This is a genomic window from Streptococcus varani (genome assembly GCF_001375655.1).
GTDB lineage: Bacteria > Bacillota > Bacilli > Lactobacillales > Streptococcaceae > Streptococcus > Streptococcus varani.
On record NZ_CTEN01000004.1, the window covers coordinates 366,415 to 392,318 of the forward strand.

The 25,904-nt window shown below is 42.2% G+C and carries 21 protein-coding genes and 2 pseudogenes; 2 read left to right on the forward strand and 21 right to left on the reverse strand.

All coding sequences use genetic code 11. The features are described from left to right. Nucleotides 1-59: 59 nt before the first annotated feature. The 19 genes and pseudogenes from glyS to BN1356_RS10550 form a co-directional block, all read right to left on the reverse strand. The gene (gene glyS, locus BN1356_RS10460; protein ID WP_093651326.1) at nucleotides 60-2,099 is read right to left on the reverse strand and encodes a glycine--tRNA ligase subunit beta; all 2,040 of its coding nucleotides are present in this window, start codon (nucleotides 2,097-2,099) and stop codon (nucleotides 60-62) included. Between the two features lie 3 nt (nucleotides 2,100-2,102). Then, complete coding sequence (locus BN1356_RS10465) at nucleotides 2,103-2,414, reverse strand: hypothetical protein (RefSeq protein WP_141651840.1); 312 nt, start codon at nucleotides 2,412-2,414, stop codon at nucleotides 2,103-2,105. Nucleotides 2,415-2,453: 39 nt separating this feature from the next. Then, the gene (gene glyQ, locus BN1356_RS10470; protein WP_093651328.1) at nucleotides 2,454-3,374 is read right to left on the reverse strand and encodes a glycine--tRNA ligase subunit alpha; all 921 of its coding nucleotides are present in this window, start codon (nucleotides 3,372-3,374) and stop codon (nucleotides 2,454-2,456) included. 37 nt (nucleotides 3,375-3,411) lie between these two features. Continuing rightward, nucleotides 3,412-3,801 carry a DUF1398 domain-containing protein gene (locus tag BN1356_RS10475; protein WP_093651329.1) on the reverse strand — a complete coding sequence of 130 codons (390 nt, stop codon included), beginning with the start codon at nucleotides 3,799-3,801 and terminating at the stop codon, nucleotides 3,412-3,414. Between the two features lie 368 nt (nucleotides 3,802-4,169). Further along, on the reverse strand, nucleotides 4,170-5,006 hold the full coding sequence (locus tag BN1356_RS10480) for an aldo/keto reductase (RefSeq protein WP_093651330.1): 837 nt from the start codon (nucleotides 5,004-5,006) through the stop codon (nucleotides 4,170-4,172). A gap of 106 nt (nucleotides 5,007-5,112) precedes the next feature. After that, a complete protein-coding gene (locus BN1356_RS10485; RefSeq protein WP_093651331.1) occupies nucleotides 5,113-5,805 on the reverse strand; it encodes a methionine ABC transporter permease in 693 nt (230 codons plus the stop codon). After that, nucleotides 5,806-6,870: a methionine ABC transporter ATP-binding protein gene (locus BN1356_RS10490; protein ID WP_093651332.1), complete on the reverse strand. Its 1,065-nt coding sequence runs from the start codon at nucleotides 6,868-6,870 to the stop codon at nucleotides 5,806-5,808. After that, nucleotides 6,863-8,221 carry a M20/M25/M40 family metallo-hydrolase gene (locus BN1356_RS10495; protein WP_093651333.1) on the reverse strand — a complete coding sequence of 453 codons (1,359 nt, stop codon included), beginning with the start codon at nucleotides 8,219-8,221 and terminating at the stop codon, nucleotides 6,863-6,865. The genes BN1356_RS10490 and BN1356_RS10495 overlap by 8 nt, the downstream gene beginning before the upstream one ends. Nucleotides 8,222-8,305: 84 nt before the next feature. Next, complete coding sequence (locus BN1356_RS10500; RefSeq protein WP_093651334.1) at nucleotides 8,306-9,181, reverse strand: MetQ/NlpA family ABC transporter substrate-binding protein; 876 nt, start codon at nucleotides 9,179-9,181, stop codon at nucleotides 8,306-8,308. A gap of 198 nt (nucleotides 9,182-9,379) precedes the next feature. Next, nucleotides 9,380-10,069 (reverse strand): gamma-glutamyl-gamma-aminobutyrate hydrolase family protein, encoded by a 690-nt coding sequence (locus BN1356_RS10505; protein ID WP_093651335.1) that lies wholly within the window; start codon nucleotides 10,067-10,069, stop codon nucleotides 9,380-9,382. A 282-nt stretch (nucleotides 10,070-10,351) separates the two neighbouring features. Next, nucleotides 10,352-11,230, reverse strand: a complete 879-nt coding sequence (locus BN1356_RS10510) for an ATP-binding cassette domain-containing protein (protein WP_093651336.1) — start codon at nucleotides 11,228-11,230, stop codon at nucleotides 10,352-10,354. A 3-nt stretch (nucleotides 11,231-11,233) separates the two neighbouring features. Continuing rightward, nucleotides 11,234-12,088 (reverse strand): ABC transporter ATP-binding protein, encoded by an 855-nt coding sequence (locus BN1356_RS10515; RefSeq protein ID WP_093651337.1) that lies wholly within the window; start codon nucleotides 12,086-12,088, stop codon nucleotides 11,234-11,236. Continuing rightward, on the reverse strand, nucleotides 12,088-12,918 hold the full coding sequence (locus BN1356_RS10520) for an ABC transporter permease (RefSeq protein ID WP_093651338.1): 831 nt from the start codon (nucleotides 12,916-12,918) through the stop codon (nucleotides 12,088-12,090). The genes BN1356_RS10515 and BN1356_RS10520 overlap by 1 nt, the downstream gene beginning before the upstream one ends. Then, nucleotides 12,918-13,877, reverse strand: a complete 960-nt coding sequence (locus BN1356_RS10525) for an ABC transporter permease (protein WP_093651339.1) — start codon at nucleotides 13,875-13,877, stop codon at nucleotides 12,918-12,920. The genes BN1356_RS10520 and BN1356_RS10525 overlap by 1 nt, the downstream gene beginning before the upstream one ends. A 117-nt stretch (nucleotides 13,878-13,994) precedes the next feature. After that, nucleotides 13,995-15,554, reverse strand: coding sequence for an ABC transporter substrate-binding protein (locus BN1356_RS10530; RefSeq protein WP_093651340.1), 1,560 nt, complete (start codon nucleotides 15,552-15,554; stop codon nucleotides 13,995-13,997). Between the two features lie 315 nt (nucleotides 15,555-15,869). After that, complete coding sequence (locus BN1356_RS10535; protein WP_093651341.1) at nucleotides 15,870-16,352, reverse strand: GNAT family N-acetyltransferase; 483 nt, start codon at nucleotides 16,350-16,352, stop codon at nucleotides 15,870-15,872. 293 nt (nucleotides 16,353-16,645) lie between these two features. Further along, nucleotides 16,646-17,362, reverse strand: a complete 717-nt coding sequence (locus BN1356_RS10540) for a YebC/PmpR family DNA-binding transcriptional regulator (protein ID WP_093651342.1) — start codon at nucleotides 17,360-17,362, stop codon at nucleotides 16,646-16,648. Nucleotides 17,363-17,570: 208 nt separating this feature from the next. Beyond that, nucleotides 17,571-18,490: pseudogene (locus BN1356_RS10545) on the reverse strand (reverse transcriptase domain-containing protein); the annotation flags it as partial. A 157-nt stretch (nucleotides 18,491-18,647) separates the two neighbouring features. After that, nucleotides 18,648-19,567 (reverse strand): annotated as a pseudogene (locus BN1356_RS10550) (reverse transcriptase domain-containing protein); the annotation flags it as partial. A 444-nt stretch (nucleotides 19,568-20,011) separates the two neighbouring features. Between BN1356_RS10550 and BN1356_RS10555 the strand changes: the two are divergent. Next, entirely contained in the window at nucleotides 20,012-20,665 is a 654-nt protein-coding gene (locus BN1356_RS10555; RefSeq protein WP_093651343.1) for a CPBP family intramembrane glutamic endopeptidase, read from the forward strand. A gap of 139 nt (nucleotides 20,666-20,804) precedes the next feature. Continuing rightward, the gene (locus tag BN1356_RS10560) at nucleotides 20,805-22,352 is read left to right on the forward strand and encodes an LPXTG cell wall anchor domain-containing protein (protein WP_093651344.1); all 1,548 of its coding nucleotides are present in this window, start codon (nucleotides 20,805-20,807) and stop codon (nucleotides 22,350-22,352) included. A 352-nt stretch (nucleotides 22,353-22,704) separates the two neighbouring features. On the opposite strand, the gene BN1356_RS10565 is transcribed toward BN1356_RS10560, so the two are convergent. Both BN1356_RS10565 and BN1356_RS10570 read right to left on the reverse strand, forming a co-directional pair. After that, a complete protein-coding gene (locus BN1356_RS10565) occupies nucleotides 22,705-23,115 on the reverse strand; it encodes a peptide deformylase (RefSeq protein WP_093651345.1) in 411 nt (136 codons plus the stop codon). Nucleotides 23,116-23,215: 100 nt separating this feature from the next. Beyond that, on the reverse strand, nucleotides 23,216-25,306 hold the full coding sequence (locus tag BN1356_RS10570; RefSeq protein WP_093651346.1) for an AAA family ATPase: 2,091 nt from the start codon (nucleotides 25,304-25,306) through the stop codon (nucleotides 23,216-23,218). Between the last annotated feature and the right edge of the window lie 598 nt (nucleotides 25,307-25,904).

Below are 25,904 nucleotides of genomic sequence, written 5' to 3' on the forward strand. Positions count from 1 at the left end.
CTGACTGAAAAACTTCTCTTAACTCAACACAAAGTCATTATTTTTCCCAATTGAAAAATTTATTTGGTGTTCAATTGATTGAAGACTGCGACTGCTTTAGCTTTTACCACCAAACCAGCCAAGAGAGCTAGGCGGTTATGTTTAACCGCGGCATCTTCTGCCATAACCATGGTATTATCAAAGAAGTCATTGATCACCGAACTAAGGGCAAAGAGAGCTGCGATATTCGCTGTCACATCAGCTGTCAAACTCAAGGCTTCAATAGCAGATGCCAAGGCTTTTTCTTGCTCGTTTTCAAAGAGAGTAGCATCCACAACGACAGTTGCTTCAGCTTTTTCAGCTAGGTTAAAGACGCGTGACAAGGACTCAACCGCTGACTTGTAGTTGTCTTCTTTGCTAGCTTCTACCAAGGCTTGGGCTGCTGCTAACATTTCTGGCACAACAAAGGTTGAACCGGCTAGAACAGCATCACGGATGTCTTTTGGAATCTGATTGCCCATCATTTTTTCCACACGAGCACGTATGAAGTTCAGGACATCTGCCTTGTTGTCATAGGTCAAACTGTCAAAGTTCAGAGCATAGAGACTATCTACCAACTCATCCATCGGAATAGCCCAACCAAAGGCATCCAAGATACGGACAATCCCCTGAGTGGCACGGCGAAGGGCATAAGGATCATTTGAACCTGACGGAATTAAGCCGACTGAGAAGAAGGAAAGAAGGGTGTCCAACTTATCAGAGAGAGCTAGAAGAGCACCAACCTTGGTTTCAGGAAGAGCACCTTCAGCAGCATTTGGCAAGTAATGCTCACGAATCGCTGCGGCTACGGCTTTTTGTTCGCCTGCAAGCAGGGCATATTTTTCCCCCATGATCCCTTGCAATTCGTCAAATTCACCTACCATACCAGTCAAGAGGTCAAACTTATAGATTTGAGCTGCACGATCAAGAGCCGCTACTTCTTCGGCTGATAGGTCAACTTGCGCTGCTAGCGAAGCCGCAATTACTTGCGTGCGGTTCATATGTTCTGCCAAAGAACCAATTTTTTCATGGAAAGTGACATTTGAAAGCTTGGCAACCAAGTCTTCAATCTTTAGTTTCTGGTCTTCACGCCAGAAGAATTCTCCATCTTCCAGACGAGCAACCAAGACTTTCTCATTCCCTTTGATAACATTTTCAATATGTTCTGCGTTACCATTACGGACAGAGATGAAGTTTGGTAAGAGTTTGCCATCCTGGTCACGGACCACGAAGTAACGTTGGTGGGCTTTCATAGAAGTGACCAATACTTCTTCTGGAACCGCCAAGTATTTGGCATCAAAGGAACCCATGAAAGCAGTCGGATACTCCACCAAGTTGAGTACTTCGTTTAGGAGGTCAGAATCGATTTCGACCGAAACATTTTTCTCTGCTTCGATAGCCTTGATTTGCTCTACAATGAGATTTTCACGCTCTTTAGCATCTGCCAATACAAATACCTTACGAAGGTCTTCCTCGTAAGAATCAGCGGATGCAATCTGCGTTTCTTGACCAAGGAAACGGTGACCGCGACTGATGCGACCTGAGGTGATATCCAAGAAATTCAATTCAAGAGCTTGGTTATCCAAAAGGACTGTCAAGGTGTGTACAGGACGGATATACTCAAAGCTGTTTCCTGCCCAATACATGCTGACTGGGAAAGTCATGCTAGAAAGAACCTGAGGGAGGCCGACCAAAACTTCTTCAGCAGCTTTACCTGCTTCGTGTTTGGTCACATAAACATACTCTTCGCCTTTGATTTCGCGGAATTCGATATCTTCAACTGTCAAACCTTTGCCACGAACGAAACCTTGAGCTGCTTTTGAGAAATTCCCCTCTGCATCCAAGGCGATTTTCTTCGCTGGGCCTTTGAAATCCTCTGTCAAATCTGTCTGCGCATCTGCCAAACCTGTCACTCGAACCGCCAAACGACGAGGGGTTGAGAAGGTTTGGATACTGTCAAACGAGAGGCGATTGTCAGTTAGAAAACTAACCATTTTCTCGCCCAATTGTTGTTCACTTGGAGTGACTACATAAGCTGGTAGCTCTTCCAGACCAAGTTCTACTAATAAATTTTTTGTCATGTTTTATTTTCCTCGATTAATTAGTTCAATACTATTAACATTATAATGGCGTACAATATGTTTGCCGTCGCTTCTTTTCCCCGAAATTTGAATTGGCTGAAACACTACTGTATTCTGTATAACTCTATTAATTTTGTCTAGATCTGTGCTCTCTTTCAAAGAACATAATAATTCTTTGCTTTCATCACCTGGATTAGCTTCCCACCCAATATCTAGATTCATGGATAAAGTTTCATTTATCCAAGCTCGTACTATTTCCTTCAGGCAGTCATTATCCATCTCTTGAATGTATTCCATAGATAATTGAATTTTCATATAATAAATAGATTCATTTAGGACACATGTTATCGCCATCTATTCCCCATCCCCTAGCAAAAGTTTTGCTCGTGTCGCCTCATCCAGCAATGGGTAACCGAGTTTTTTGCGTTCTGCGACGAAGGTTTTAGCTACGACACGGGCTAGGTTACGGATGCGGGCAATATAACCTGCGCGCTCTGTTACAGAAACCGCTCCACGAGCGTCCAGCAAGTTGAAGGTATGGGAACATTTAAGAACATAGTCATAGGCTGGGTGAACCAAGCCTTCTTCCAAGGCACGCGCTGCTTCTTTTTCAAATTTCTCAAAGTTTTCCAAAAGCATGACTTGATCTGAAATTTCAAATGAGTATTTTGAGTGCTCGTATTCAGGTTGTAGGAAGATTTCTCCGTACTTGACACCTGGGGCCCACTCAATATCATAGACAGAATCTACTTCTTGGATATAAGATGCTAACCGTTCCAAACCATAGGTTACCTCAGCTGTTACAGGACCTGTTGCCAAGCCACCAACCTGTTGAAAGTAAGTGAACTGAGTGATTTCCATCCCATCCAGCCACACTTCCCAACCAAGACCAGCTGATCCAGTTGATGGATTTTCCCAGTTATCTTCAACGAAACGGATGTCGTGTTCCAATGGGTTGATACCCAATTTTTCAAGTGATTCAAGATAGAGTTCTTGAATATTGCTTGGAGATGGTTTCATAACCACTTGAAACTGGTGGTGTTGATACAGACGGTTTGGATTTTCACCGTAACGACCATCAGCTGGACGACGCGATGGTTCTACATAAGCCGCATTCCATGGCTCAGGACCGATGGCCCGAAGGAAGGTATAGGGTGACATGGTTCCCGCACCCTTTTCGTTGTCATAGGCCTGCATGAGCATACAACCTTGGTCATTCCAGTATTGTTGTAAGGTCAAGATAATTTCTTGAAATGTTAATTTTTTATTGGACATAAATGACTCCTATTTTTTATTATTAGTAATTATTTTATTAAACTGTGGGGATATTCTCCACTAGGACCGCCTGCTCATCCTTGTTCAAATATGAGCAAGTCATCTCCTCTAAGTCAATCACCCAGCCAACAATTCCAGATTTTGCCATATCTTCACAGAAAGTTGGAAAATCTGTCTGACCAGCCTGATGAGTTTGTAAATCATTTTTAGCTTGCTTAAGCTCAACCAAATCGGCTAAGGTACCCTTGACCTGATAGCCTTGATTGACAATAACAGAGTCTGTTTTGTCTCTATAGATCACTTGTCCAGCTAAGATATCCACGTGATTTTTCACCATGCCTATCTCCTTAAATCGGACAATCAATTTTGGAAAATCTGGCCCAGTAAACTGAGCATGGGCATCTATAATATTTTCTAAAGTAAACATCTCATCTCTTTTCTAGATAACGAAAAATGGCCCCACTCTCAACACTCCTATACCACTGGCATAGGGGCGTTGAGACGCGGTTCCACCCTAATTTATTACTTCATTTTATTTCAGATTCATTCCGAAAGTGCCAATCTTTATCTTTCCTTCACCTGACTTTCACTACCACAGGCTCGCTTGAGAATTGCTCGATAAGACTTTCTTTCTTGAAATGTATTATAGCAGAATCTCCCTACTCTGTCCAGTTTTTCTACCAAAGCAAGATTTGAGGTGATAGAAATTCAATTTACTAACTTTCATTGAATATAAGCCCTATACAGCTTTTTATTCCACTTTACGGGAAGAACAAGAAGCAAAAAGTATTCATTTTAAAAATCGATTTCATCAGGATTTTTTGCTCCTGTCACTACTTCGATAGCTGTAATTGTCGCTATGTCGTCATTAGAGAGTTCTATATCTTGAAAATCCAAATTTTCAACGATGCGACTTGGAGTAACTGATTTTGGCAAAGGTAAGAAGCCCTGGGACCAAGACCAGGCTAAAGCAATTTGAGCAACTGTTTTTCCGTATTTTTTGGCCATCATCAACATAGTTGGATGGGAAAAGAGTTCACCGCGCCCCAGTGGACTCCAAGCTTGGAGAATAATTCCCTTTTCCTTACAATAATTAACAATCTCTGCCTGATACACCCCTGGTGCCAAACGAAGTTGATTAATAGCCGGGACAATCTTTGCCGTTTTGAGCAATTCTTCCAGATGATGGACCATAAAATTACTCAATCCGATTGTTCGAATTTGGCCTGCTTCAACCAATTCTTCCATAGCTATCCATGTTTGAGCATTAGCGGACTGCCAACGATCGCGAACACTAACTGGATTTGGCCAGTGAATCAAGTAAAGGTCCAGGTAGTCTAACTGGAGACGGTCCATGGATGCCTTAAAAGCTGCTTTTGCTTCCTCATAGCCATGAGCATCATTCCAGAGTTTAGTGGTAATGAAGAGTTCCTCACGAGGGACACCAGAATCTTTGATGGCGCGTCCAATCGTTTCCTCGTTTTCATAAAAGGCAGCTGTATCAATATGGCGATAGCCAGCATCTAAAGCTTTGCGCACTGCATTGTAAACCTCATCTCCGTCTTTAGAAAGGTAGGTACCAAAACCCACAGCAGGAATGGTTAGGCCGTTATTCATTTGATAGGTTCTCATAGATATTCCTCTTTTCTATATCAGGCAAGAAAACACTTTTTCCTTCTATTTTAGTATAACAAAAACCAAGCTCAATCGCTTGGTTTTACTGGCTTGCTTCAAAGATTTAGCGATGGCTAACCTTACGTGTGAGAAGATCACCCAATAATTGAATACTAAAAATCATTAGAAGAATGAGTAACGTTGCTGTCCAAGTCACATCATGGTTGAAGCGATTGTATCCGTAGGAGATGGCTACATTCCCAATACCGCCACCACCGATAGCACCGGCCATGGCTGTTTCTCCCACAAGAGAAATAAGGGTCACCGTAGAAACGCGGATAAGGTCTGGCAAACCTTCACTGAGGTAGACCTTAATCAAGTCAAAACTGGTTGCCCCAGAAGCTTGTGCTGCTTCAATCACACCACGATCTAACTCGGATAAAACGACCTGAACCTGACGAGTAAAGAAGGCGAAGGTTGCAACCGAAAGTGGGACAATAGCTGCCGTCGGACCAAGGTTCGTTTTGATCAAGAGGAAGGTTACTGGAGCTAAAATAAAGAGTAAGATAATAAAGGGTACAGCCCGGAAAACAGAGGTAATCTTATCTAAAATATGGAACACAACTCTGTTTTCCAAGACACCACCGGGAGCTGTTAAGACTAGGAAAAGGCCAGTTAAGAGACCAATAAAGCCACCAATTAAGAAAGCCCAAATAGTCATATAAAGAGTTGTATAGGTCGCTGCTAACCAACCATTTGGTCCCGTCAGACCAATCTTATAAACATTGGGTAAATTTGTTTGAAGCCAATTACTCATCTAGGCACCTCTTTTCAATACTGTTAATTCGACACCAGCTTCAATGATTGCTTGTTGAGCTGACTCCAGAGCTTCTGGCTGGCCTGATAAGACAACCACTAATTCACCAACAGGGGTATCATCTAAAATCTCAATATTGCCATATAAAATGTTGGCTGTGACTTCAAATCGCTTATAGATATCGTTCAAAATCGGCTCATCCGTTGTATGACCAGCATATTTGAGTTGAGCCAGGATTGAATTTGCCGCCATATCTTCTACGATATCTTGTTTTTCAATCTTGACCATCGCCTCGTCAATTCCTGTTGCAGTTTTGATAAATTCTTGTGTCAAGGCTTGTTTAGGGTGAGAGAAAATTTCCAAGACAGAACCCTCTTCAATCAACTCACCATTTTGCATGACCGCCACTCGGTTACAGATATCCTTGACAATCTGCATTTCATGGGTAATCATGACCACCGTTAGTCCCAACTTACGATTGAGGTCCTGTAAGAGGGCTAAGATTTGCTTGGTTGTCTTTGGATCCAAAGCCGAAGTTGATTCATCTGAAATAAGGATTTCTGGATCATTTGCAAGAGCACGGGCAATGGCTACACGCTGTTTTTGCCCCCCAGAGAGCTGCGCAGGATAGTTGTCCGCACGATCAGCCAAACCAACCAACTCCAACAATTCTTCCACCTTGGTCCGACGCTCTGCTTTGCTCAAATCAGAATGTCTGAGAGCAAAAGCTACATTTTGACGAGCGGTTTTTTGAGCCATAAGGTTGAAGTGCTGGAAAATCATCCCGATTTTCTGGCGTTTCTGACGAAGGGCAGCAGGATTTAGTTGCACCCGACCATCTGCATAGGTTACTTGATCACCGATGGTGATTTTACCCGCAGTCGGAATCTGAAGGAGGTTAATAACACGGACCAACGTCGACTTACCGGCACCCGAATAACCTACGATTCCATAGATATCCCCTTTCTTGATGGTCACTGAAACATCTTTAACAGCTTCAATAACTCGTTTTTTCTGGTGAAAGGTAATATCAATATTTTCTAGTTGAATAATGGTTTCACTCATAACTTCTGATTAACTCCTCTATCATTTCTATATGGGTCAAATAATCTGTCACTTTCACGTTTTCATCCCCACCATGATCACGACTGTTTGGATGACCAATCCCAAAGGCTGCAATAGGTACTTGCAAGGCATGGAAGACCTGATGCATAGGACCAGTTCCGGCTGTTGTTGGCAAGACCGCTACTCCATTATCTGAAAAATTCTCCGCAATGTCAATGACCTTGAGAATACCCGGTGCAGTCATATCACTGCGATAGCCTTCCTCTCCCAAGGTATAAACCAAATCAACCTTTTCAAAACCATTTCTAATCAGTTGGGCTTGGATCTGTTGAAAGACTTTTTGCGGATGCATACCTGGCACAAGCCTCACTTCTAATTTAGCGGAAGCTTCTGCTGGCAAGATCGTTTTGACTCCTTGACCTTGATACCCCGTCTTGATTCCTTGAATAGAAAGAGAGGGTTCGAAAAAAAGAGTTCTCAACAGTTCGTCTTGCCGCTTGGTCAAGAGGGGCAGTTGCAAATCATAGATTTTTTCTAAATCATCTTGCTCTACTTGAGCATATTTGCGTACCAAGTCCATCTCGTGTTCACTTGCTGGAAAAATATCTTCGTAGATGCCCTCTACCAATATCTTACCAGATTGATCGCGTAGACTAGAGAGAGCATTGATCAGATACCAGGAACTACTATCGATAATACCGCCAAATTTTGAATGAATATCAACATCTGCACTTTTAACAAAGGCGTCAAAGGTGAGGATCCCTTTGGTACCACCGGAGATTTCCATCTGCCCATCTTTATTAAAAATTCCTTGTTCCCATACCAAAAGATCCGCCCCACGCAACTTATCTTGGTATTTTGCAAGGTACTTCTCCAAATCAACCGAAGCTGATTCTTCTGCTCCTTCAATGATGAAGAGGATATTGACGGGCAATTCAGCTTGATGTTCTAGGTACTTTTGGATAGCTGTTAGACGGGCAGTAATATGACCCTTATCATCATCGACGCCTCTACCATACATAAATCCATCTCGAATATCCAAGTCAAAAGGCTCAGTTGTCCAGATTTGATCTTCATCAGCCGGTTGCACATCGTAGTGGTTGTAGAAAATCAAGCTCTTAGCATCCGCCTTCTTACTCATGAATTTTGCAACAAGGAAGGGAGCTCTGTAACTTGTATCTAGAATAACCTGGGCTCCGGCTGCCTGAAAAATTCCTTTCAGGTAATGAGCTGTTTCAGTTAAACCCGTCTCTTGAGCAAAAATACTCTTATAGGCAATTAGTTTTTTCAAGACCTGAATATAATGCTGAACCAATGGATCGCTTTCTAATCTTTGTCGTGCTTCCTGCATCTCTTTCTCCCTTAAAACACAAATACGGCTTGCTTGCACACGCCCATATTTGTTTCTTATTCTGTCAAAGACGATTATCTAAGATTAATTTGTTGACGGAGCAGCTTCCCAAGCTGGTACGTCAATACCGTTTGAGGAATCGCTAAGAATTTTAGCTACTTCTTCTGTTTGGTAAGCTTTAATCAAGGTCTTGATTGCATCCGCTTTATCTGATTTTTCCCAGTCTTTTTGAGCTGCAATCACGTTAACCCATTGTTTTGATTCTGGTGTGATTTCTTCTTTAAAGAGAACAGTCGCATAGTCAACACCTGCATCTACAGCATAGTTGTTGTTAATGATGGCTGCATCTACTGATGTGCGGGTTGCAGCTGTTTGGCTAGCATCCAATTCCTTAATATCCAATTTCTTTGGATTCTCAGAAATATTGACGATTGTCGCTAACTCTTCTCCCGATACATTCAACTTGATCAAACCAGCAGTTTGAAGAAGGTAGAGGGCACGGCTTTCGTTGGTTGGATCATTTGGCACAGAGATTACTGCACCATCTGGTAATTCTGAAATAGTTTTGTATTTCACCTTTTCGCCATCCAAACCTGAGAAGATACGAAGTGGGCTAATGAGGGTATCTGCTGCTGCCACCAAATCTCCCTTATTTTCTGAATTCCAGTTATTAAGGAAATTGTAATGTTGGAAAGCGTTGACATCGATTTCACCATTGGCAAGGGCTTTATTTGGCTGTGAGTAGTCTGTAAATTCAACAAAATCTAATTTCAAACCATCTTTTTCTGCCAAGTCACTAACCTTTTCCCAAAGTGGCTCCGTCGCATCTGTACGTGTCATGATTCCGACCTTAAGGGTATTTTCATCTGTTTTTGAACCAGATGATGGGGCACAAGCTGCTAAAGTCACCACAGATAATGCTGCTACAGTTGCAAATCCAAATAGTTTTTTAAAGTTCATAAGTTAATCTCCATTTCTTGAGTTCGTTTTTCACTCGCTCATATTTAACTGTTCTTATCTTAACATAGGAGTTATGAATTGACTAGTAGAGATTTTTTAAGTGCTACTTAAAAAATTTTTATGACCTTTTTGTATCAGTTATAGTTTTTAGCTATAACTCTTTTTGATCAAAAGAAAACCAGCCATTACTGGCTAGTATTATAGAGTTTTAACTAAGTAATCAAAGAGTCGTTGGTTACTAGAACAATTTTTTGCTAGAAATTCTGGGTGCCATTGAATGCCGAGAATAGCATGCTGTCCTTTACTTTCATAAGCTTCAATGGTACCATCGCGAGGGTCATGAGCCGTTGCTACCAAATCTGCTGCCAATTCCTTAATGGACTGGCGATGGAAAGAGTTGATCTGGGTCCCAACTTGAAAGAGTTGACTAACGCGACTGTTGGGTTTTATGTCAATCTGATGAGAGGTCCCTAGAACATCTTCTTGCCAGTGATCTTGAATCGATTGGTGCAAACTGCCACCCAAAGCGACATTGACCAATTGCATACCACGACATACTGCAAAAATTGGTTTCTTTTGACGAAGAGCTTCTTTAATCAGGGCCAACTCGAATTCATCACGAGCCAAGGAATAATCATCACTCTCAATTTCTTTTTCCTGACCATAAAAGCGAGGGTCCACATTTTGTCCACCAGAGAGAATCAGTTTATCCACCACATATACATAATCCTTGGCCATTTCTGGCTGACCGATGGGGATAACGATAGGAAGACCACCAGCCTGCTTGACTCCTTCAGAAAGATCCTTAGCTACAGCTACATACTGGATACCAGACATGGCTGGCATTTCTTTTTCGTTTCCTGTAATTCCGACAATTACCTTTGCCATCTCTGTATCTCCTCTCATTCATTTTTATAGTCATTTGAATTAGCTTGATACGTTGTCACTATCAGTTTGCCGTACTCTAGTTGAGAGGAACTTAGTTCCTTCTATTTCCAACCTCCAACAGTCTATTCCCAGACTGTTGGAGCAGCCTGCGTCTCAGTTCCTAGTCCAAAACTTAATTCATTCGACTATATTATCATAACACGCCCGTTTTTTCCTGTCTAATATATAAAATTTAAGTGTCCATAAAGATTTTTAAAGAAGAAAAAACAATAGCCACAGGGACTATTGCTTGGTTTGTCTAACAAAATGTTGAGTATCAACCTCTACCCATTGGTCATCTTCGGATAATTTAAAATCTGTGATTTTCGTAGAAATTTCCTCTAGTTGTTTCCTAGCTTGAGCTGGTGAAAGAGGTAAATTAGCTGAAAGCAAGTACTGGGTATAGGGATGCTTTGGACTGGCAAAAAGTTGATCTGCAGGTGCCAACTCAACCAGAGCTCCCTTGTAGAGGACAGCGATACGATGGGCGAAGTGCCTAACTACCGTTAAATCATGAGAAATAAAGAGATAAGACAGGTCAAACTCATCCTGCAATTCTGACAAGAGTTTTAAGATTTGCGCCTGGATGGATACATCCAAAGCCGAGGTCGGCTCATCACACACTACAAACTGAGGACGGGAAACAATCGCTCGGGCAATACCGATTCGCTGACGTTGTCCACCAGAAAATGACTTGGGCCGCTTGTGGACCGCTTCACCTGTAATTCCAACACGCTCTAGAAGGGCTAAGGCCATCTTCTCTGCTTCCACTTTAGACAACTTGTACAGCGGTTCTTTGACTAATTCTAGGGCAGAAAGATAGGGATTGAGAGCAGAGAAAGGATCCTGATAAATGATTTGCAAGGCCTGATTATCTAGTTCTGTTTGAGATAAACCCTCATAATCGATTTGACCCTGACTGGGTTTTTCTAGACCTAAAATCAGTTTAGCCAAGGTCGATTTCCCACTGCCAGATTCACCGACCAGACCTAGAGTTTCCCCCTTATAGAGAGTGAGATTGACACCATCTACTGCTAGATGCCGGTGTTCTTTGCCAAAAATAGTTTTCTTGCTGTATACTTTCTGAAGATCTTTCACAGAAATAAGTGCCTGTTTGGACATGGGCTAATCCTCCCCTCTGACAAAGTGCGTTTCTGAAATGGCTATAAAAGAACCATTCGGATAATGAGTTGCCTTCATTTGTGGAGTCTCTTCCACATCCAGACGGGCCGCTTGGAGTAGTTGCTGAGTATAGGGATGTTGTGGATTTTCAAAGATTTCCTCTACGTTTCCTTCTTCTACCACTTGACCAGACCTCATGACCTTGACTTGATCACAGAGACCTGCGATAACACCAAAGTCATGGCTAACGATAATAACCGTCAAGTCTAAACTTTCTTGCAATTCTTTAATCAGGGCCAAAATTTGAGCCTGAATGGTCACATCCAAGGCAGTTGTTGGCTCATCCGCAATCAAAACACGTGGCTCTGCCAATAAAGCCATAGCAATCAAAATCCGCTGCCGCATCCCCCCTGAAAATTCGAAAGGATATTGGTTCAAACGCTGAGCTGGATTGGCTATACCAACCTTAGTAAGAATATCCAGCATTTTTTCCTTGCCTTGATTTTTAGAAAGTTCTGGACTAAAGCGTTCAATAATTTCTTCCAAATGATAACCAATCTTTCGCAAAGGGTTTAGAGAGGTCATGGGATCTTGGAAAATCATAGCCATAGGCAAATGAGCAAAATCGCTAACTGGATGCCCTTCAAAATCTAAACGATCATAGCTAGCCTCCAGATTTTTGGGCTGAATGCCCATGAGTGACTTGACGGTCAGACTTTTCCCACTCCCTGATTCACCAACGATGCCAAGGATTTTTCCTTTGGCAACCGAGATGGAAACATTGGACACCAAGGTTTGGATTTCTTTTCCCTTAGGATAGGAAATCGTCAGATTTTCTAAATGGATGGAATGGCTCATCAAATCACCTCTTTCTGTAAACTATCCCGGATTAAATCTCCGACATTATTGAAAGAATAAATGGTCAAGAGAATAAAGAGTCCCGGTAGAATAGCCATGTAAGGGGCAGACTGTAGGGTAGATTGGGCATTTTGCAAGAGACTGCCCCAGGAAGCCTGAGGCTGTTGGATCCCTATGCCCAAGAAAGAGAGAGCAGATTCTGTCATAATGGCCGAGGAAATACTGCTGGAAGCTGCCACAATCAAGGTAGGTAGAATAGAGGGCAGAATATGCCGTCTGATAATGGTCAAAGGCTGAACTCCGATAAAGCGGGCATAATTGACATAATCATGGGTCTTAGCAGAGAGCGTTTCTCCTCGAATCAATCTAGAAATTCGCATCCAAGAGAAGCCACCAATAACAATGATAATGGTCGTTAAGCCTGGTTTTAGGAAGACAGAGAGAACGATAACCAACACTAGCCAAGGGATAGAGGAGAGAACATCCACTGTCCTCATCAAAACACTATCCACCCAGCCACCAAAATAACCAGCTGTAATGCCCACCAAAGTACCAATTAAAACGGAGGCCAGCATAGCCAAAACACCGACCAAAAGAGAGATTCGCCCTCCGTAGAGAACACGCGCCAAATAATCCCGTCCCATATTGTCCGTTCCAAATAAATAGTCCAGGCTAGGTGCTTGATTCATCTGAGTGATATTTGTACTAGTAGGATTCAGGGGAAAAAGAGGCAGACTGATGGACAAGAGAACCAAGAAGAGCAAAAAGAACACAGAAAACAGATAAAGCGGCGACGACAAGATCTGAGTTTTAAATTGTTTGAAAAACATTAGCTGTCACCTCCTCTTGTAATGCGTGGATCGACGATGGAATAGAGAATATCTGACAAGAGATTTCCTAAAATAACCAGAGTTGCTGAAAAGAGCATAACTGCCATGATAACAGGATAATCCAAAGACCTCGTTGCCGTCGTTAAATAGGGACCAACTCCTGGCCAGGAAAAAATCGTTTCTGTAATCAAGGCTCCGGTTACCAACATAGGCAGTGCCAAGCCGATTTGAGTGACGATAGGAATGAGCACATTGCGGACGATATGTTTGCCAAAAATCTCTTTCTTACTGGCCTGAAAAGCCTCTTGAACTGTCACATAATCCTTGTCTACCTCCACGATAGCCGAAGCCCGAATGTAGCGTAGTAAATCTGGCATAAAGACCATCACTAGCGTCAGATAGGGAAGTACCAGATGAGAGAGATAGTCCCCAAAATCACCTTCTTTACCCAGTGTGTGCATCCCTATAAAAGGAAAGAGTTCTAGGCGGTAACCGAAGAAATAAATCAAAATCATAGCAAACCAGAATGACGGCACCGCAATCCCTAGAGAAGCAAAACCATCAATAGCTCGGTCCAACCATTTACCGCGATTAGCAGCTGAAAGAAGGCCAAGGGCAACCGCTAAAAGGAGGGCCGTCACATAAGCTGGAAGAACCAAGGATAGGGTATTGGGAATTTTTTCTGCTAAATCGCCTGCAATCCCATGGTGGGATGAGAGGGAATTACCAAGATTGCCTGATAGAATATTCTTTAACCAGATAAAGTACTGGATCAAAAAGGGTTGATCCAATCCATTTTGTTGTCTTAAAATCTCAACTTGTTCGGCAGTCATATTGGGCGTGGTCAATGAATCAATGACATCAAAAGGCGCCACATATATCAGCGAGAAAACAAGAAAGGAAATCACTAGTAAGAGAGGAATAGCCTGAGCCATTCGTTTGAGAATGTATGTAAGCATAGGACTCCTAAAAACGCGGATAAGAGTCTGGGACAATAATGTATTCCAGACTCTTATCTCTATAACATTTAGGCCGTTGGAACAAGAAAATCACTGTCTCATAGACTGATTTTTGTCTTAAGGCCTAATCTTTAATTGTGATGGATCTTCAAAGGTATAGATTGGGACCAATCCAGCCTCTTCTACACCCTCAATACGGTTGTTAACAGCCAAGATTTTTTTGTTGTCCACGATTGGATAAATCGCCGCTAAGTTTGCCAATTCCGCTTGTAAATCATCATAGATGACATCACGCTTAGCCTTATCTAGCTCTACTGCTCCTTTGTCAAATAGACCATTAATGGTAGCATCATTGAGCTTGAAGTAGTTAGAGGCACCGCCGCCTTTGAAGAGACGAGCATATTGGTCAGGGTCATTTCCCATAATATAGCCACCTAAGAAGAGGTTGTAGGCTACTGAACCTTCTTTACGAAGCTCTGTAAAGAGGGCTGTTGAATCTCCACCAGCTAACTCAACGGTCACACCTACTTGAGCCAGTTGTTCCTGAATCAAGGTAGCTTGTAAGGTTTGCGCTGGATCGGATGAATTGAAGCCTAAGTTCAATCTAAGGTTGCTAACACCAGCTTCTGCTAGGAGAGACTTGGCTTTCTCAACATTTTGCTCATATTTTTCAACTTTTTCAGTCGCAAATGGATTCGCTACTGGTAAGAATGAAACAGGTGTCTCATAATATTCTTTATCCAGGTAGGCTGCCTGGTTCATCTCATCTTTATTGAGAGCAAAGAGAAGGGCCTGACGGACACGGACATCGGACAATTCTGATGTCGTAGTGTTGAGACCAAGGTAGCCGACACGATTTTCGGTATAGGCATGAGTTGTGATAGTCTTACTATCTAAGTCTGCAATCTCAGATGGGAGAACAAAGGAGGCATCCACTTCACCTGTCTGCAAAGCAACCTTACGGGTATCTGCACTTGTTATGATGCGAAGAACCAAATGATCAATTTCAGGTTCACCCTTGTAGTAGTTTTCATTGGCTTCCAACTTGATGTACTGACCATGTTTGTACTCTACAAACTTATATGGTCCTGTTCCAACAGGTGTATTTTCCAATTGACTAACAGAGAAATCAGGCTCATCCTTATAGATGTGTTCCGGTATGATGTAGGTTTCTGTTACGATATTATCCAGAGCTGGTGCACTAACTGCTGGCAGGATAAATTTCACTGTGTAGTCGTCTTCTTTTTCAAGTTGCACGGGTTTGTCATTAATATGGAGGCTGGCTGCATTTCCATTTTCCTTTTTGACCTTTTGAGCGTAAGTAAAGAGAACATCGTCAGCATTGAAGTCCTCACCATCAGACCATTTGACATCCTGACGCAGTTTGACAGTGATGCTCAGGCCATCTTCAGCGATTTCGTAGCTTTCTGCTAGTTCGTTGACATAAGTTCCATCTGGCTCCACGCGGATAAGTGGCGAGTAGAGGATATTGGTCAGGGTCAAGCCCCAACGGTCACTGGTGTTGATTGGGTTGGTTGAACTTGGGTCCCCATCGATAGCGTATGTAAAGGTTTCAGGATCGGCCTTGGAAGTATTTGTGGCTTCCTTAGTTCCACAAGCTGCTAGGGTTAAAACAGCAACTGCTGCCAAAAGACCACTAAAAAGTTTCTTTTTCATATCAAACTCCTTCTAAAATATTCTCCCTAATGATAACAAGAATTGATTCGCTTGCCCAATATAAAAATTTTAAATAGACTTAAAAAATTTTTATGGAAAGGAAAGAAAATCTGAAAACATTGCTAATGTCATTCAGAAAAAGCTCGCTTCAAAAATCAAAAGCGAACACCTTTCCTTTTCTATGCTTTAGAAATCGAACCTGTTCGCTTATTTATTTGGTATATCGGATGTTCGAAATTGAAATCATAGATTCCAGAAAAACGAACTTTCAGAAAGAGTCTCTTATGACTCTTGATAAACACAAAATCAACAACCTTAAACTTCTGATAAATCCTTTATCATCCATATATCCATGGCAGTATGTCCTGCTTGATTGTCTAAGGGTTGGGGCAAAGAATGAAAGCCAAAATGCTCATAAACCTTGACGGCCTCCTCTAGTTCTTTAGTAGTTTCTAAGTAAATCTTTTGATAGCCAGCACTCTTGGCATCTTGAAAAATTCGCTCAAGGATTCGACGTGATAAGCCTTGTCCACGATAAGAAGCATGGAGATAGAGCTTTTGCAATTCACATATCTCCTCTGTAACGGGTCCAAAACCACCGACTCCAAGAATTTGACCACCATCTTCTAAGACATAATAGGCTGATCTAGCTAAACCAGCATAGTAGGAACTCAACTCATCCAATTGAGGGTCAAAATATGCTGTACCAGGCTTATCCAAGCCATAACTTTCCAAAACCGAACGAATCATGTTGGCAACAGTAGCATTGTCACTTGGTTTTATTTTACCTACTCTCATAATCTTCCTCTCCGATAAATACTAATATTCTTTAAAAAATAAAGATACTCTATTACAGCTTCCTACTAGGTAGGGCTGCGTCGTTTTTCTCCATTTATTTCTAGTTTTCTTCCCATAATAACGTCGAATGAATTAACGTTTAGAATAGATATTAATACATAGGCTCTACTAAAGTACGGCAAGAAGAAAATGACGATGTATCAATATTCATTTAAATGACCATGAAAACATTTCTATATATGTCTACTTTCCACTAGAAACACAAAAACCAACCTTTCGGCTGGTCGTCATTCTTAGAAGCCTTCTACGTTAGTGTAGATTTTTTGAATATCTTCATCATCTTCGAGGGCATCGTAAAGTTTTTCAAAGGTGACCAATTCATCACCTGTCAAAACAACTTCTGATTGAGGAATCATTTCTAATTCTGTGACTTGGAATTCTGCAATGCCTGCTTCTTTCAAGGCTAGAATAGCTTTGTGGAGATCCGTTGGTGCAGTATAAACAGTGATAGTACCATCTTCTGCTTCTACATCTTCCACTTCAACATCTGCTTCCAAGAGTTGCTCAAAGATGCTATCGGCATCATCGCCAGCAAAAACAGCAACGCCCTTTTTATCAAACATGAAAGAAACAGAGCCACTTGCTCCCATATTTCCGCCATTTTTACCAAAAGCAGTACGAACATTGGCTGCAGTACGGTTGACATTTGAAGTAAGGGTATCCACGATAATCATAGAGCCATTTGGCCCGAAACCTTCGTAACGACCTTCTACGAAAGTCTCATCCGTATTTCCCTTAGCCTTATCAATGGCCTTATCAATGATATGTTTTGGAACCTGTGCTTGCTTGGCACGATCGATAACGAATTTCAGTGAAGAGTTGGTTTCTGGGTCTGGATCCCCTTTTTTAGCAGCAACATAGATTTCAACACCAAACTTGGCAAACACTTTTGAGTTAGCACCGTCTTTAGCAGTCTTTTTCGCAACAATATTGGCCCATTTACGTCCCATGGGAATTCTCCTTATTCTAAGATGACAGAGCATCTCACTTTTTTCTTTTTGGAAATAAGCTCTATTTCCTGATAACTGTAACATTATACCATAATCTGCTTTTTTTGAGAAGACGAAAAGAAAGATTGGCCACGCCGTACGCAATCGAGTAGAGACTAATTCCTAGCCCCTCTCACACCACCGTGCGTGCCGTTCGGCACACGGCGGTTCAACTAACTTTTAACGCATGTCGTTCAAGATAATAATCTAGGCATGAAACCAGTCCACGTTTAGCGAGGACTGGTTTTGATATAGCTGAATTGACTTTTGTGCCACTAATTGATAGTGGTCACCCCAGCCAGATACCTTATCAGCTATCCATTTGGGAGTCCCTAGTTTAAGTAGTCCCCAAAGTCGCCTTGACTTCTTCTTCCATTGTTTCCAAATAATAACTCTAATTCGTGTCCTCAATCGTTTATCAATTTCTCCCATGACTGACTTCATGTTAGTCAATGCGAAGTAGTTTATCCATCCGCGAATAAGCCAGTTGAGTTTCTCAATACGGCTACCCAAGTCAGTGCTCCATTTGCGTGTTGTGAGCTTCCTAAGTTTCCTCTTGAAACTCTGGATACTCTCTTGATGTGGACGACTTTTCCAACCTTCAGCTGATTTCCAGAATCCGAATCCAAGGTACTTCAGTTGACTCGGTCTGGTAATCTTAGTCTTGGTCATATTGACTTTCAATCCCAGTCGCTTCTCAATGAATCGGCTAACTGAATACATGATACGTTTGGCAGATACTTCGCTCCCAACTGTGATGACACAGTCATCTGCGTACCGGACGAAACGAAGCCCTCGATTTTCCAATTCCTTGTCCAGCTCATTGAGCGTGATATTGGACAGGAGGGGAGATAGATTCCCACCTTGTGGTGTTCCCACCAGCGTTTTATGGCGCTGTCCATTGATAACTACACCCGAATGAAGATACCTACGAATCAGAGACTCTGTATCTCCATCTTGGATAATGTTATGGACAAGAGACATCAATCTATCTTGGGGAACTGTGTCGAAGAATTTCTCAAGGTCAATGTCCACAATCCACTCATAGCCATCATTAAGGTATTCTAGTAACTTGATGATGGCTTTTTGGAAATAAGCTCTATTTCCTGATAACTGTAACATTATACCATAATCTGCTTTTTTTGAGAAGACGAAAAGAAAGATTGGCCACGCCGTACGCAATCGAGTAGAGACTAATTCCTAGCCCCTCTCACACCACCGTGCGTGCCGTTCGGCACACGGCGGTTCAACTAACTTTTAACGCATGTCGTTCAAGATAATAATCTAGGCATGAAACCAGTCCACGTTTAGCGAGGACTGGTTTTGATATAGCTGAATTGACTTTTGTGCCACTAATTGATAGTGGTCACCCCAGCCAGATACCTTATCAGCTATCCATTTGGGAGTCCCTAGTTTAAGTAGTCCCCAAAGTCGCCTTGACTTCTTCTTCCATTGTTTCCAAATAATAACTCTAATTCGTGTCCTCAATCGTTTATCAATTTCTCCCATGACTGACTTCATGTTAGTCAATGCGAAGTAGTTTATCCATCCGCGAATAAGCCAGTTGAGTTTCTCAATACGGCTACCCAAGTCAGTGCTCCATTTGCGTGTTGTGAGCTTCCTAAGTTTCCTCTTGAAACTCTGGATACTCTCTTGATGTGGACGACTTTTCCACCCTTCAGCTGATTTCCAGAATCCGAATCCAAGGTACTTCAGTTGACTCGGTCTGGTAATCTTAGTCTTGGTCATATTGACTTTCAATCCCAGTCGCTTCTTAATGAATCGGCTAACTTAATACATGATACGTTTGGCAGATGCTTCGCTCCCAACTGTGATGACACAGTCATCTGCGTACCGGACGAAACGAAGCCCTCGATTTTCCAATTCCTTGTCCAGCTCATTGAGCGTGATATTGGACAGGAGGGGAGATAGATTCCCACCTTGTGGTGTTCCCACCAGCGTTTTATGGCGCTGTCCATTGATAACTACACCCGAATGAAGATACCTACGAATCAGAGACTCTGTATCTCCATCTTGGATAATGTTATGGACAAGAGACATCAATCTATCTTGGGGAACTGTGTCGAAGAATTTCTCAAGGTCAATGTCCACAATCCACTCATAGCCATCATTAAGGTATTCTAGTAACTTGATGATGGCTTTTTCAGCCCCCTCATCCGCTATATACGCCTTAATATCACGTTTCTGTTCGTAGAGCCACGATTTCGCTATCCCTTCCTCTCCCCGCTACCTCGCGATAGTCAGGCTTGGGAGTCGCTATTGGGTTCACCGGTAGAGGGTGCCCACGGAGGACTTGCACCTCAGATGTACGACATGCCCGTCGTACTGAAGAAAATGGGTGTAACCATTTTCAAGTTACACCCATTTTTTCAAAAAAATTTCAACGTTTTTCATTTCGACATAGTCAAATCCTCGTTTTCAGCTTGACTATAGCATAAATTTTATAATTTATAACTGCTTCCTTATGAAAATACGCTATCTGAAAACATAAATTTCTTCATGCGTTTGGCGTGAAAGATTGGCTGACCCTTGCTTTCCGCTTGAAAAATCCTTATAATCAGGCTATATTCCAATGAAAGAAATTGATCTATGAAAACTTTTGGCAAAAGCCTCTGGCTCCTTCTGCTTTTTATGACGTCACAAATGTCTAGTCTGGTTATTGCCTTTACCATGATCCCAAGTCAAATGCAAGGACAAGCCTACCAGCCTAATCTCTGGCTTCAACTACTCGTCACTCTCAGTGCCCTTCTATCGGTCTATCTAGTTTGGTTTTTTGCCAAAATTATTCAAATCCCCTTGCCAAAGTGGACCAAGTGGTCTCTCAAAGATACTGCCTTATCCTTAATACTTGCAGCAGTGACTACCTCTTACGCCCGCCTAGGGCTCTATCTTTTGCAGCAAATGCAGATTCATTCCACCGCCAATGATGCTGCCCTCAATGAGATCTTTGGTGGATTTAGCTTTCCAATTTTCTTTATTCTCATTGCCATCTGCGGCCCTATTATGGAAGAATGGATCTTCCGGGCTGGTATCATCGGTTTTCTTTTTGAAAAACATGCCCTAATCGGAGTTGCGGTTAGTAGTTTTATTTTCGGTGCCATGCACATGCCAACCAACCTTATCAGTTGGGGCATTTATGGAGGAATGGGTCTTATTTTCTCGCTGGTTTATTACAAAACCAAGCGTTTGGAGCTAGTCATGGCCATCCATATACTCCATAATATAGCCGCAATCATGTTATAAAAACAAAAGAAAGAGTAAAAAAGAATGATTTTCTCAAAAAATACTTGACTGGTTAATTATTTGGTGGTATGATTTTATCTGACCGGTCCGGTCTTAAAAAATTTCCGTTTACTTAACTGGTTAACGATTTGGAGGAATCATGAAAAAAAGATTTACTTTGTCAAAGAGCATGGTCATGCTTGTAACAGTATCAAGCATGGCATTACTAAACAGCCAAGCAGCCATTTCTGTTGAAGCTGAAAGCCTTGATACAAATCCTGTATCTATCCTATCTGCAGAAAACTTCAGTTTCACTGCAACCATTATTGATAGCAAAGGAGCTACTTTAGCCGGAAAATCAGTAGTCCTAACCGATATCACTGATGGAACACCAAAAGAGATTAAGACGCTCTCATCCAATGAACAAGGGAAAGCTCTCTTTACAAACTTACCTTTAAATCGAAATATTAGTGTCTCAGTTGACGGAAAGGAAAAAGGATATACCTTCCGAACTAGTCAAGCTAACTCAACATTAGCAGCAAGTTTTACAGCAGACGGTATCGGAACTGGAACACCTAGCTATTCGACGAAACCATTAGTGGTTGCTGTTTCCAATCAAGATGCAGAACCCGTCGCAAATAAAGAAGTTGTCCTCAAAGATCGTGCAGGAAATATCATTGATAGGGTTTTGAGTGATGAAGCTGGAATGGCTCGTTTTACAAAAAATCTTTTAGATGGGACTTTCTACGTCTTTTATATTGATGATAAAAAGATGGGTGAAACCATACCAGGTATCAATGTAAGAGTAGCTATCGACCTTTCCGCTAGCACACCAGCTCCTGCTACACCAATTACTCCAAGTAAAGCAACTATTCCTGGTCATTTCTCCTTTACTGTTACTATCTTGGGAGAAGATGGGAAAGTTATAGAAGGCAAAAATGTAAGCTTATCTGATATTACAGATGGTAAGGAAGAAGTCTTAAAAACAGGACAAAGCGACAGCAATGGTCAGGTTGTCTTTGCAGAACTACCTTTAGCAAGAAACATTAGTGTTTCTATCGATGGAAAAGCTCAAGGTTACACCATGCGGACAGATAAAGATGGACAAAGCAAGGCTACAGCCTTTTATGTCTCAGGAACCGGAAGCAAACTTCCTATCTTTACAAAAATTCCAGCTACTATTTATGTCGTAAACGAGGAAGCTGAAGGAATCAGTGGGCAAACTGTTACTTTATTTAACACACTTGGTCAGAAAGTTGCAGAAATGAACTCTGACGAGAAAGGCAAAGTTGTTTTCAGTGACAACTTAATGGAAGGAACATTTTATACTATTTTTGTAAATGGCATTAAGATGGATACCATTACACCAGGAAACAGCCTTAGTGTTGCACTTTCTTCTGAACAGATCAAAACTGCTCCTAAACAGCCAGAAGAAACTGAAACCCCTTCTAATAATGAAGAGCTTCCAACTAGTGTTAGCACTGAAACGACTAGTTCAGAAATGACTAAAAAAGGGGAACACGAGTCTGCTGATTCTCAAAAAGAAACCAAACCATCCACTCAAGTAGCCAACCATCCAGGTCAAGAAAATAAAAAAGTTCTTCCACAAACAGGGGAACACAAAGGATTGCTTGCAAGCCTAATCGGCTTTCTTCTATTAGTAATCTCAAGCCTCATTTTCTTCTCTAAAAAGTCTGAAAATAACTAATTCAACTGAATGAACGTTCGCTCAAGAAAAATCAAAAATAGATGAGGCAAAGCTACGCAGATATACCTAGAAGTAGTTAAAGAATTTCAACAAACTATCATTCTGATTTTCAACGAGTATGATCCTTCAAAAAACTATCATCAAATAAAGGCCTAGGAGTTTCGTCATCCGAAAGGGAGCTCCTAAGCCTTTTTCTTATCAATCATTTTTTAATATTTCTGCAGAATTCCTTTTTCAATCTCTTTGTCTTCTGGTCAGAGAAAATCGATACAGACTAGCAGGGAAGACTTGGATAGAACTGAAATCAACAAAGGTAAGGCAAGAAATCATGGTATTATTTTTTTTCAAACTATTAAATGACAATTCCTTCCAAATGATCCAGTTCGTGTTGGACAATCTGAGCCGTGAAGCCGGTAAAGGTCATGGTCTGCTCCTGCCAGTTTTGATTGCGGAAAGTCACCACGATTTCCTCATAGCGGGTGGTTGGTCGGCTCCCCAGCAAGGACAGGCAAGATTCTTCTGTTGCATAGGGACCAGATTTGCTGATGAGGACAGGATTGTAGAGAACTAGATTGGCAAATCCCATATTAACAATAATGATGCGTTTTTTGATTCCAATCATATTGGCTGCCATACCGACACAGGCATCCCTATGAGCCAGCAAAGTATCCTGTAAATCTTGGCCGATAGATACATCAGCCTTGGTGGCTTCTTGCGATTTTCCTTGCAGAAAGAGGACTTCTTTCATAATGGGCTTGATCATATTTTCTCTCCTAAAGACTTTCTTGCCCAGTCTATCATAGAAGCCATGGCTTGTAAACAGAAAAAAGACTGCGAATTTCTTGTTCACAGTCTCTTTTTGATTAAGCTTGAGAGATGACGATGTCCCCATCTACTACATCCGCTTTTAAGTTCTTGACATCAATATTTTCCAAGTAGAAATCAGTCACTTTATCACGGATTTGGCCCTCGATGACACGGCGGAGAGGACGAGCTCCCATAGCCTTGTCGTAACCTGTCTCCATGAGCAAATCTTTAGCTGCCGGAGTTACTTCTAGATGAATGTCCTTCTTAGCCAAAGTCTTGTTAACCTGAGCCAACATGAGGTCCACGATTTCCAAGAGATTTTCCTTGGTCAAATGCTTGAACTCGATAACCGCGTTGAAACGGTTGAGGAATTCTGGGCGGAAGTATGGTGCAATGCGATCCATGATGTCCATTTCTTCCTCTTCTTCATGGCTACCATGGCCAAAGCCTGTGTTAGACGTTGCGATGATGACCGTATTCTTGAAGTTGACGGTGTTACCCTGACCATCTGTCAAGTGACCGTCATCCAAGACTTGAAGGAGAAGTGTGATAACTTGCGGATCAGCCTTTTCAATTTCGTCCAAGAGAACGATAGAGTAAGGATTGCGGCGAACACGCTCTGTCAAAGTATTGGAGTTGTCATCGTAGCCCACATAACCAGCTGTTGTCCCAATCAACTTAGAAACGGCAGTCCGGTCGCTATACTCAGACATGTCCAAGCGGATGATGGCATCTTTGTTGCCGAACATATCGACAGCCAATTGCTTAGCCAACTCAGTCTTACCAACCCCGGTTGGACCAACGAAGAGGAAGCTACCGATTGGGCGGTTACCTTCATCAAAACCAGCACGATTGCGGCGGATAGCTTTGGATACGGCTTCTACCGCATCATCTTGACCGATGACATTGGCTTCTAAACGCTCCTTCATGCCTTTGAGGCGTTCAATATCGGATGCTCCCATTTGCGAAACAGGGATACCGGTCATGCGTTCCACCGCTTCAGCTACATCATTGACATGGGCAACTGCTTTTTGACCTTCTGTATGGTTGTCAATCATTTCTTGCAACTTGTCAATGCGGACCTTTTCATTGAGGGCTGTTTCATAGTCCTCTTTCTCTGCCGCTGCTTGTTGCAGCTGACGAGCTTGTGCCATTTCAAACTCCAAAGCTTTGATATCGGTCACAGGATGTTGAGCCGCCAAGTGGGCAGCTGTCATATCCACCAAGTCAATAGCCTTATCAGGAAGACTTCTTTGCGGAATGTACTGAACAGAGTAATCCACCGCAGCCTTGAGAATATCATCCGGCAAGACGATATTGTGGTGAGCCTCATAGAGGGGCTTGATGCCCTTGAGAATGGCCAAAGTATCCTCAGGCGACGGAGCATTGACCTTGACCTCGTTGAAACGGCGAGCCAAGGCTGCATTTTTCATGATGGTGTTGCGGTATTCATCCTGAGTTGTTGCCCCGATAAGAGTCAAGTCTCCACGAGAAAGTGCCGGTTTGAGAATATCGGCCAAGCCTTTTGATCCGGAATCCCCACCTGTTGAGCCTGCCCCCAAAATCTGATGAATTTCGTCGAAGAAGAGGATAACATTCCCTGCATCTTGGACTTCCTGAATCAAGTTTTGGACATTTTCTTCAAAGGCTCCGCGGTACTGAGTACCTGCTTCCAAGCCAGAGATGTCGATGGAAATCAATTCCTTGTTCTTGATAGCAGCTGGCACATCACCGTTGACGATAGCCTGAGCCAAACCTTCTACCACGGCCGTTTTACCAACCCCAGCATCCCCAACCAGGACCGGATTGTTCTTGGTACGGCGAGCCAAGATTTCAGCTGTTTCTTGGATTTCCTTGTTGCGTCCGATAACCGGATCCAACTTACCCTGACGAGCTTGGTCCGTTAGGTTAGTACCAAGCTTAGCCAAGATGCCATCTTGTTTGGCTGGACCAGCTTGACCTTGAGGAGCCTGAGTTTGTGCTTCAGGTCCAGCAGGAAGCTGACCTGTCTGACGGTAGTAAGCAAATTCTTCCGGCGTCACCTCTCGGCCATTGATGCTGTATCGGCGACGCTCTGTGTTGAAACCACCCATATTGCCCATGAGTTGGTTGAAAATATCATCCATGTTGTTAAAGTTGTTGTTCATAATATACCTCTTTTCTTGATGGCCTTTTGGCTGTGATTTCATTTTAACCAAAACTGACCTTTTACCTAAAAAATAAAATCTACTGGACTTTCAAGATAGGTTCTGGTTCCGACCGCGGAATCTAACCATCTTTGACCAATGATTCAAAAAAATAAAACATGTTGTCATCCTCCTTAGTCTGACCATTACAAGGATTTCCAAATCCTCATGTCTGTATTATACACCTTTGGTCAGGAAAGGTCAAGAGGAAAGTTTGACCTTTTTTGACTTTTTAAAATAATATTTTTAAGGAAAAACCGAACTATTTACAAAATTTTCTGAAAAATCGATTCTTTCTCTTGACAAAGAAAACGCTCCACTATATACTATATTCAATCAGAAAAGTAACAAGGAATTGTTTTCAGGGAGCTCGTGGTGATTGCGAACGAGTAGCATGAACTTGCGAAATTGGACTGATGAGACAGAGTGAAGCGAAGTTATAAGCTTCAGGTGTGCACCCCTTACCGTGCAACTCCTTGTTTGAGGAGAATGAGATGACGGGTCTATTCTATTTTCCCCGTTAATTGAGGTGGTACCGCGCTAATGCATTTAGACGCCC